The organism is Kurthia gibsonii (assembly GCF_006539985.1).
Classification (GTDB): Bacteria; Bacillota; Bacilli; order Bacillales_A; family Planococcaceae; genus Kurthia; species Kurthia gibsonii.
This window is the reverse complement of record NZ_BJOB01000072.1, coordinates 1-7,621: the sequence shown is the minus strand read 5'-3', so window position 1 is coordinate 7,621 and position 7,621 is coordinate 1. Positions and strand designations below refer to the sequence as shown.

The following is a 7,621-nucleotide window of genomic DNA, read 5'->3' as shown; positions in this document are numbered from 1 at the left end:
GCCAATAAAAGGAGGAAAGGGGTTGTACTTCTTTTTTGTTGCGAACGCCAATAAAAGGAGGAAAGGGGTTGTACTTCTTTTTTGTTGCGAACGCTATGTTTTATATAACCTGTTTTAATATTTTCTTGCGTAGTAAACCATATTTAAAAAGACGATGGATAGATAGAGTGCGATGAATAATGATAATAATTGAAAAGCAGCTAACTCGAACGTAGATAATGGATTGAATACGATTAAAAGAACCAACAAGAAGCCCATACCCCAGAAATAACTCATATATATTGCGCGTTCTCGAATCTTCTGCGCACGTTCATCTTTCTCTGCAAAATGCGGCGTTAAATAGGCAAGACAAAACGCCATAATGGCTAGACCAAATGCCATGATTGCATTCGGAAATTCAAAGTTTAAAATCGATGGTAGATTCAGTACAAGTGCATTAATGAATAAAATAGTACCTAATATTTGAACTACCACTAGGCTAAAGCCATAGTGGATTCCTAAGTACAGAGTTCTATCGAACTCTAATTGATTAGGCTATCTCCGTAGTCCCTACGGTTAGAAGTCTTATAGCTTCATTTTTAAGATTTTGTCCTGCGTTAATATCTCGATCATGATGGGTATGACATTTTGGGCAACCCCATTCACGCAATCCAAGATTTTTAACGTCTTTGTTTTGATAGCCACAACAAGAACATAGCTGACTGGATGGAAAGTTCTTCGCAACCGTCACAACTTGTTTTCCGTACCATTTGGCTTTGTATTCAATCATGGTTTTGAATTGTGACCATGACACTTCACTGATTGCTTTGGCAAGGTTGCGATTCTTTAACATATTACTGACAGACAAATCTTCCATTCCAATAATGTCGTGGTTTTTGACAATACGAGTAGATATTTTGTCCAAGTAATCTTTACGTATATTTACTATCTTTTCATGGATACGAGCCACTTTGATTTTTGCTTTATACCAGTTCGCACCGCCAATAGTTCGTCTGCTTAGGGTACGTTGTGCCTTTGCTAACTTTTCTTCCAATGTACGAAAGAACTTAGGGTTAGTATAAGTCGTTCCATCTGAAAGAATGGCAAAATCTTTGAGTCCGACATCTATTCCAATAGCTGATTTTGTTTTGGGTAATTCTTTAACTTCAACTTCTGTTCCGATGGAAACAAAGTATTTTCCTGACGGATTTCGTCTAATCGTTGCATGTAGGATTTTTCCTGTAACTTCACGACTTTTCGCAAAGCGAACAAGACCAAGTTTAGGTAACTTAATATAGTTACCATCAATTGCGATATTTCCGTTCGTATGCTTTGTTGTGTAAGATTGAACAGGATTCTTTTTAGACTTAAAACGTGGATATTTGTTCTGTTTCTTGTAGTACCTATCGTAAGAATCTGCTAAATTTTCAACAGATTTTTGCAATGCAATACTATCCACTTCTTTTAAGAAAATGTACTGTTTCTTTAATTCCTTAACTGCTTTAACGGTTTCATATTTGTTCAAACACTTTCCTTTCCAGTTGTTCACTGGAAGCTGTCCGTTTTGAACCATTTCTTCACAGAGATACCAGTAAGCATCTTTGTCTTTTTGTTTGCCTAAAAAGAAGTTAAAGACAAACCTTGCAGAACCAATGGTCTTATTGATTAGTTCAGTCTGTTTGTTGTTTGGATATATCCGAAATTTATACGCCTTATTTACTAACATTGATTTTCACCTCCTTTTAGGATATGCTATCAGTATATATTAAGCGTCGGTATATTTCAAAAGTATATACTTTAAAAGGAGTGAAACTAATGGAACGTGTAGCAAAGCTGATTAAATTCCCTATTGATTTGGTAATACGAATTGAAGAGTATAGAGAAAAACACAATATTCAAACCTTCGCAAGTGCAGTTTACGAACTAATTCGTAAAGGCTTAGAAAAATAATGGATTATATTTCTGAAAACCACAGCAAACATTTACTTATGTGTCACTTGATATTTGTTTGTAAATATCGTAAAAAGCTATTGTTAAAAGTAGGTCATGATATTAAGACCGAAATCGAATGTATTTCTAATTATTACGGTTGGCAGATTATTGAGCAAGAAATCGACCAAGACCATATTCATGTATTAATTCGTTATTCTCCAAAATGGAGTATTCTTGAAATTGTTAGGTTGTTGAAGCAACTCACGACTTATCGGATATGGCAAAAGCATCACGAATATCTTTCTCGACATTTTTGGAAAGAACGCACCTTTTGGGGTGACGGATACTTTTCTTGTAGCATTGGAAATGTTAGCAAAGAGATTATTCAAAAATACATTCAAACACAAGGTAGTTAGGGCTTACATCCCCCTAGCCTAAAGGCGTAGGGGTTTTACGCCCCTCTTATAAAATACCAGCTGTTTGTTCTTCAAGTATTCTCCTCCTCATAAATAAAAAGATCCTCAATCTGACATCGAAACACACGTGCTAATTTAAAAGCTAACATGATGGATGGATTATATTTTCCTTTTTCAAGTGAAATAATCGTCTGTCGTGATACCCCTACTTTTTCTGCTAATGCATCTTGCGATAAATCATACTGCATCCGCAAATCTCTTACATGGTTTTTCATATTTTCCTCCGACGAATGTAAAGCTTACTTTACATTATAACTCTACATAACAATAAATGGAATAAAAAAAGACACTACACCAAAAAGATGTAATGCCTTTGTATTATTATGCTTCGTATTTTTTGAATACAAGTGTTGCGTTATGTCCACCAAAGCCGAATGAGTTACTTAATGCGTACTCCATTGTTTTCTCTACCGCTGCATTTGGTGTGTAGTTTAGATCACACTCTTCCGCTTGGTTTTGAAGATTCATTGTTGGTGGAACAATTCCTTCTTTCAGTGCTAATACTGAGAAGATAGCTTCTACGCCACCAGCTGCACCTAACATATGACCAGTCATTGATTTTGTTGAGCTGATTGCTACTTTTTGTGCATGGTCGCCTAATACTTTTTTGATTGCTTCTGTTTCAAGCATATCATTGTAGTAAGTTGATGTACCATGTGCATTAATGTAATCAATTTGAGATGGGTCAATTCCTGCATCTTCAATCGCTTGTGTCATCGCACGTGCTGCACCTTCTCCACCTGGAGCTGGAGCTGTAATATGATATGCATCACCTGAGGCACCGTAACCTACAACTTCACCGTAGATTTTCGCGCCGCGTGCTAAAGCATGTTCTAAACTTTCTAATACGACAATCCCTGCACCTTCACCCATAACGAAACCGTCACGCTCTTTATCGAATGGACGTGAAGCTGTTTTTGGATCTGGATTTAATGATAGTGCCGTATTTGCACAGAAACCAGCTACTGATAACTCCGTGATTGGTGCTTCTGTTCCACCTGTAATCATCACATCTGCATCGCCACGTTCGATTACTTTGAACGCATCACCGATTGAGTTTGTACCTGTAGCACAAGCTGTTACCGTACATGTGTTAATACCTTTTGCACCTAAGTGAATCGAAACTTGACCTGCTGCCATATCTGGAATCATCATTGGTACGAAGAACGGGCTCACACGACGTGGACCTTTTGTAATTAAGTTTGTGTATTGTTGTTCAAATGTTTCCATACCGCCAATACCTGAACCTAACCATACACCCACGCGCGGTGCGTTTGAATCGTCGATTGTTAAGTCTGCATCTTTTACAGCCATTGTTGCTGCCGCAAGTGCATAGTGTGTGAAGCGATCCATCTTACGCGCTTCTTTTTTCACTACGTATTGTTCGATATCGAAATCTTTTACTTCTGCTGCTACACTTACAGGAAATTTTTCTGCATCAATACGTGTAAGTGGCCCAATACCTGATTGACCCTTTTTGATGGCTTCCCATGTTGCATGTGCATCATTTGCTAAAGGTGTAACTGCACCAATACCTGTCACTACTACTCTTTTTTTCGTCATGTCTAAAACCCCTTCTTTCTAGCTCGTTAAATTTTATTTACCGTATCGTAATGCGATTGCGCCCCATGTTAGACCGCCACCGAAACCAACTAATACGATTAAATCATCATCTTTGATTTTACCATTTTCTACACATTCAACCATCGCATTACCGATTGAAGCGGCAGATGTATTACCGTATTTACTAATCACTGCTGCTACCTTATCCTCTGGTAAGTCTAAACGTTTACGTGCTGCATCAATGATACGAATATTTGCTTGGTGTGGAATTAAGAAATCCACGTCTTCTTTTTGGTAACCTGCTTTTTCGATTACATTCATCGCAGATTCGCCCATTTGACGTACTGCAAATTTGAATACTTCGCGACCATTCATTGCGATGTGATCATGTTCATCTTGATATAAGAATTTGCCACCAGAACCATCTGCTCCTAGTTCATAAGCTAATATACCACGACCTTCTGATACCTTGCCAACTACAGCTGCACAAGCACCATCACCGAATAATACGGCTGTGTTACGATCTGTCCAGTCTGTAATTTTTGATAACTTTTCTGCACCTACAACTAATACATAATCATATGTACCTGCTTCAACGAAGTGCTTCGCTGTTACTAATCCATACATATAACCTGCACAAGCTGCCGATTGATCCATCGCCGCTGCCTTCGTTGCACCTAAACGTTCTTGAATCATACATGCGACTGTTGGGAATGGTTGATCAGGTGTTACTGTATTCACAAGAATTAAACCGATTTGATCCGCTGTAATTCCTGCGTCTTTAATTGCTGCTTCCGCTGCTTTAAAAGCTAAATCAGATGTATTTTCATCGTCTCCCGCAATACGACGTTCTTCAATCCCCGTACGTGTGCGAATCCATTCATCTGATGTATCCATCATTTTCTCTAAATCTGCATTTGTCACGATATTTTCTGGTACATAACGTCCAATACCAATTAAACCAGCTGCCATCTATAGCGCCCCTTTTCAAATACCAATTATTAATACCTGGTACTAATTATAATCGAACCGTTTTCAGTTTTCAACACTATTGACAAAACTTTGACAAAATCTACTGTACGAATGAAAAGAGTATTTCAATTTACTTCTTCGTTATGCTATTATTAATAGAGTACAAATGTAAAATCAGAGGTGAAAATCAATGAAATACATCGTTTTATTATTCTGGAGTGCTGTATTATTTACACTTTTAAATTATGTAACTTCTGCTATCGGTAACACACCATTCGAAATGGAACAAGTGAAGCAAGGTTTAATCTTCTCAGTTGTATTTGCAGTATTCGTCGTAATCGTAGGCGCAATCCTTCCAAAAGGTGAAGCACAAGATATCGATTCACACAGACAATAAACAAAAAAGAGACACGTACATGCGTACATGTCTTTTTTTATTTATTCAGTTGGACCACTATAACGATTGGGTATGATGGAATAATGATAAATCTCAATATCTTTATCAATAAAACCTCTACGCTTTGCCCCCTTCAACGTTTCATACATATTTTCTCGTCCTACCGGATTATCAGTATGCAAATAAATTTTATTTGCTCGTAAACCATGTTCACAGAAGTACTTGACCAAATCATACCCTGTCGGCAGTAGATTCCCCTCTGCATCCTCACCTAAATCATGATCCAATGACAAAATATCCACCTCATGCTGTTCCAATAAAGTCACCGCTTCTTCAAAGGTTCTAGCAATTGTGAACCCTTCAGGACAATCTCGTAAATCATCTACATATACATTCATCTATCCTCACTTCTCTCTATAATAAAATTACGAACTTTTGTTCTCACTCTATTATATATCATAAGTAATTATTTGGTATATATAAACTTCGCCGTATATTTTGGTATAAAAAAACACCTCAAAATTCAGTTTTACTTTTGAGGTGCGACATCCTGTATTATTTTAAAGATGCACTTTGTAAAAACTAAATATTTACAAAATGATATATGAACCATGCAATCATTATACCTATTAACATGCTCTTTATTGAAAATTTATTCTTAAAAATCTCCGTATATAGTAAATAAAAAACTGATACCATTACTATGAAAATCGGAATAATATGCTCCGTATTATAAGTTATATCACCTGCTAATAATAGAATTAACATTCCGACAAAAAAATAAAATATTTGTTTAAAATTCATTAATGACTATGCCTCTTTCTTTATAGCAAGAAGTTGTACTTTTGTTGTGTACGTCAGTGAACCAAGTAAATTATTTAATTAACTACAGAAAAAGCATTATCATGAGTATTCTTTTTAAAGAAATGCCACTATACTTCTTCATTGAATCACTCTATTCCACACTAAAATTCAAACTTTTCTTTATTCATAGGAATAGGTACCACATCTAGTCAGTATGAGATTATGTTACTTGTTTGAAATCTTTTTATTTCAAGTTATTTTCTTTTTTGAAATTTCTATAAGCTAAATACTGCATAAGACAAAAACCAATTATTCCACTTAGCACTGCACTTATAGATTTAGGTCCACCCATATAAATATATGAAGCTATTGCTGATATTAGAAAAACAATGACAAATAACCCTATATAGAATTTTTGTGTTTTCAAAAATAATTTAAATATAATTCTCACCTCTAAGTCTTAAAAACCATTAAAATAACCATTTCTTGGCTTTTTATCTTTCCTATCTAAATAATTAAATATAGAGCTTCCTGGATTTAGCCAAAAACCACTAATATTAATCAATGTACCTACAGCATTGGATATACTACCGGCTATGATGTAAGAAACCCCTCTATTTCTTAGTTTCTTTTTAAGATTTGTAGCAAATAGAATTTTTTTAGATTTACTTAAACTTTTCTTACCTAATCTGATTAGTAATCCACCAATCCCTCCAAATATTGCTGATGTTGTAAGAAATATCGCTGCATTAATTGCCCCTACAAGAAATCCCCTTGAATTATACCAAGCATTTTTACCATTCGGATCCACATTCATCACGGGATTGCCATTCGCATAGCTATAACCATTCTGTGATAATGGGTCTTCATCATCACCTGGGTGTGGGCCTCACACAATGCGAGTGCCATCGACGTTCGCACAGCCCGACACGATGTCGGTTCCATCGACGTTTGCACAGGACGTGCAGAACTTAGTCGATGTTCCTTGAAAATTTTTTGCAGAATTTAGTCGATGTTCCTTGAAAATCTTTTGCGGAATTTAGTCGATGTTCCTTGAAAATCTTTTGCGGAATTTAGTCGATGTTTATCAATTAGTACATCCCCACGATGATTCGTAATGAATTGCTACTTGCAGGACGCAAGTTGGGCGAGCCAACAACACTGCCTACATGATGTAGGTTGGATAAGTCAGCAACACTGCCTACACGACGTAGGTTGGGGAAGCCTTGCAACAGGACGTTGCGGTCTTGGCTTCCCTTCATCTTTTGCGCTATTTGCTTCCCTTCATTTTCTGCGATCTTGACTTATCTTCCACTTGCGCTTTTGGCTCGCCTTCCTTACAGTTTCAAATGTACCAGATTCATTTTTAGCTTTCACAATCATACCAAGTGGTGTATAGCCACTCCATTCATATGAACGGTACTCTGTTAAAATATCCTTTACTTTCACAACTTCCATCTCTAATACTTCGTCGTTATAGAAGTATTCATGTGTTGTA

11 protein-coding genes are annotated in these 7,621 nt (G+C 36.5%); 3 read left to right on the top strand and 8 right to left on the bottom strand.

Annotated elements, in window-relative coordinates; genetic code table 11:
* Nucleotides 1-114 precede the first annotated feature (114 nt).
* A complete protein-coding gene (locus KGI01_RS13025; protein WP_141275041.1) occupies nt 115-474 on the bottom strand; it encodes a hypothetical protein in 360 nt (119 codons plus the stop codon).
* A gap of 55 nt (nt 475-529) precedes the next feature.
* Nucleotides 530-1,705 (bottom strand): IS200/IS605 family element RNA-guided endonuclease TnpB, encoded by a 1,176-nt coding sequence (tnpB, locus tag KGI01_RS13020; RefSeq protein ID WP_141275040.1) that lies wholly within the window; start codon nt 1,703-1,705, stop codon nt 530-532.
* Between the two features lie 89 nt (nt 1,706-1,794).
* Between tnpB and KGI01_RS14135 the strand changes: the two genes are divergently transcribed.
* Both KGI01_RS14135 and tnpA read left to right on the top strand, forming a co-directional pair.
* On the top strand, nt 1,795-1,929 hold the full coding sequence (locus KGI01_RS14135; protein ID WP_255314798.1) for a hypothetical protein: 135 nt from the start codon (nt 1,795-1,797) through the stop codon (nt 1,927-1,929).
* Nucleotides 1,929-2,327, top strand: a complete 399-nt coding sequence (tnpA, locus tag KGI01_RS13015; protein WP_141275039.1) for an IS200/IS605 family transposase — start codon at nt 1,929-1,931, stop codon at nt 2,325-2,327. Before KGI01_RS14135 ends, tnpA begins: the two co-directional genes overlap by 1 nt.
* Nucleotides 2,328-2,398: 71 nt before the next feature.
* On the opposite strand, the gene KGI01_RS13010 is transcribed toward tnpA, so the two are convergent.
* The 3 genes from KGI01_RS13010 to KGI01_RS13000 form a co-directional block, all read right to left on the bottom strand.
* The gene (locus KGI01_RS13010) at nt 2,399-2,602 is read right to left on the bottom strand and encodes a helix-turn-helix transcriptional regulator (RefSeq protein WP_121175821.1); all 204 of its coding nucleotides are present in this window, start codon (nt 2,600-2,602) and stop codon (nt 2,399-2,401) included.
* 106 nt (nt 2,603-2,708) lie between these two features.
* A complete protein-coding gene (gene fabF / locus KGI01_RS13005) occupies nt 2,709-3,950 on the bottom strand; it encodes a beta-ketoacyl-ACP synthase II (RefSeq protein ID WP_141275038.1) in 1,242 nt (413 codons plus the stop codon).
* 33 nt (nt 3,951-3,983) lie between these two features.
* A complete protein-coding gene (locus KGI01_RS13000) occupies nt 3,984-4,922 on the bottom strand; it encodes a beta-ketoacyl-ACP synthase III (protein ID WP_141275037.1) in 939 nt (312 codons plus the stop codon).
* Nucleotides 4,923-5,112: 190 nt separating this feature from the next.
* Between KGI01_RS13000 and KGI01_RS12995 the strand changes: the two genes are divergently transcribed.
* Entirely contained in the window at nt 5,113-5,319 is a 207-nt protein-coding gene (locus tag KGI01_RS12995) for a DUF2929 family protein (RefSeq protein ID WP_068455425.1), read from the top strand.
* A gap of 41 nt (nt 5,320-5,360) precedes the next feature.
* Here KGI01_RS12995 and KGI01_RS12990 read toward each other — a convergent pair whose 3' ends face one another.
* The 3 genes from KGI01_RS12990 to KGI01_RS13930 form a co-directional block, all read right to left on the bottom strand.
* The gene (locus KGI01_RS12990) at nt 5,361-5,717 is read right to left on the bottom strand and encodes a cyclic-phosphate processing receiver domain-containing protein (protein WP_141275036.1); all 357 of its coding nucleotides are present in this window, start codon (nt 5,715-5,717) and stop codon (nt 5,361-5,363) included.
* 866 nt (nt 5,718-6,583) lie between these two features.
* Entirely contained in the window at nt 6,584-6,943 is a 360-nt protein-coding gene (locus KGI01_RS14240) for a hypothetical protein (protein ID WP_141275035.1), read from the bottom strand.
* Nucleotides 6,944-7,407: 464 nt separating this feature from the next.
* Nucleotides 7,408-7,621, bottom strand: a 214-nt coding sequence (locus tag KGI01_RS13930) for a hypothetical protein (RefSeq protein ID WP_170214799.1), incomplete at its 5' end; no start/stop codon positions are given.

What these genes read in the sequence shown, in the direction of transcription:
- tnpB (WP_141275040.1), bottom strand. Translation starts at nt 1,705, where the DNA reads ATGTTAGTAAATAAGGCGTATAAATTTCGGATATATCCAAACAACAAA.
- KGI01_RS14135 (WP_255314798.1), top strand. Translation starts at nt 1,795, where the DNA reads ATGGAACGTGTAGCAAAGCTGATTAAATTCCCTATTGATTTGGTAATA.
- KGI01_RS13010 (WP_121175821.1), bottom strand. Translation starts at nt 2,602, where the DNA reads ATGAAAAACCATGTAAGAGATTTGCGGATGCAGTATGATTTATCGCAA.
- tnpA (WP_141275039.1), top strand. Translation starts at nt 1,929, where the DNA reads ATGGATTATATTTCTGAAAACCACAGCAAACATTTACTTATGTGTCAC.
- KGI01_RS12995 (WP_068455425.1), top strand. Translation starts at nt 5,113, where the DNA reads ATGAAATACATCGTTTTATTATTCTGGAGTGCTGTATTATTTACACTT.
- KGI01_RS12990 (WP_141275036.1), bottom strand. Translation starts at nt 5,717, where the DNA reads ATGAATGTATATGTAGATGATTTACGAGATTGTCCTGAAGGGTTCACA.
- KGI01_RS13000 (WP_141275037.1), bottom strand. Translation starts at nt 4,922, where the DNA reads ATGGCAGCTGGTTTAATTGGTATTGGACGTTATGTACCAGAAAATATC.
- fabF (WP_141275038.1), bottom strand. Translation starts at nt 3,950, where the DNA reads ATGACGAAAAAAAGAGTAGTAGTGACAGGTATTGGTGCAGTTACACCT.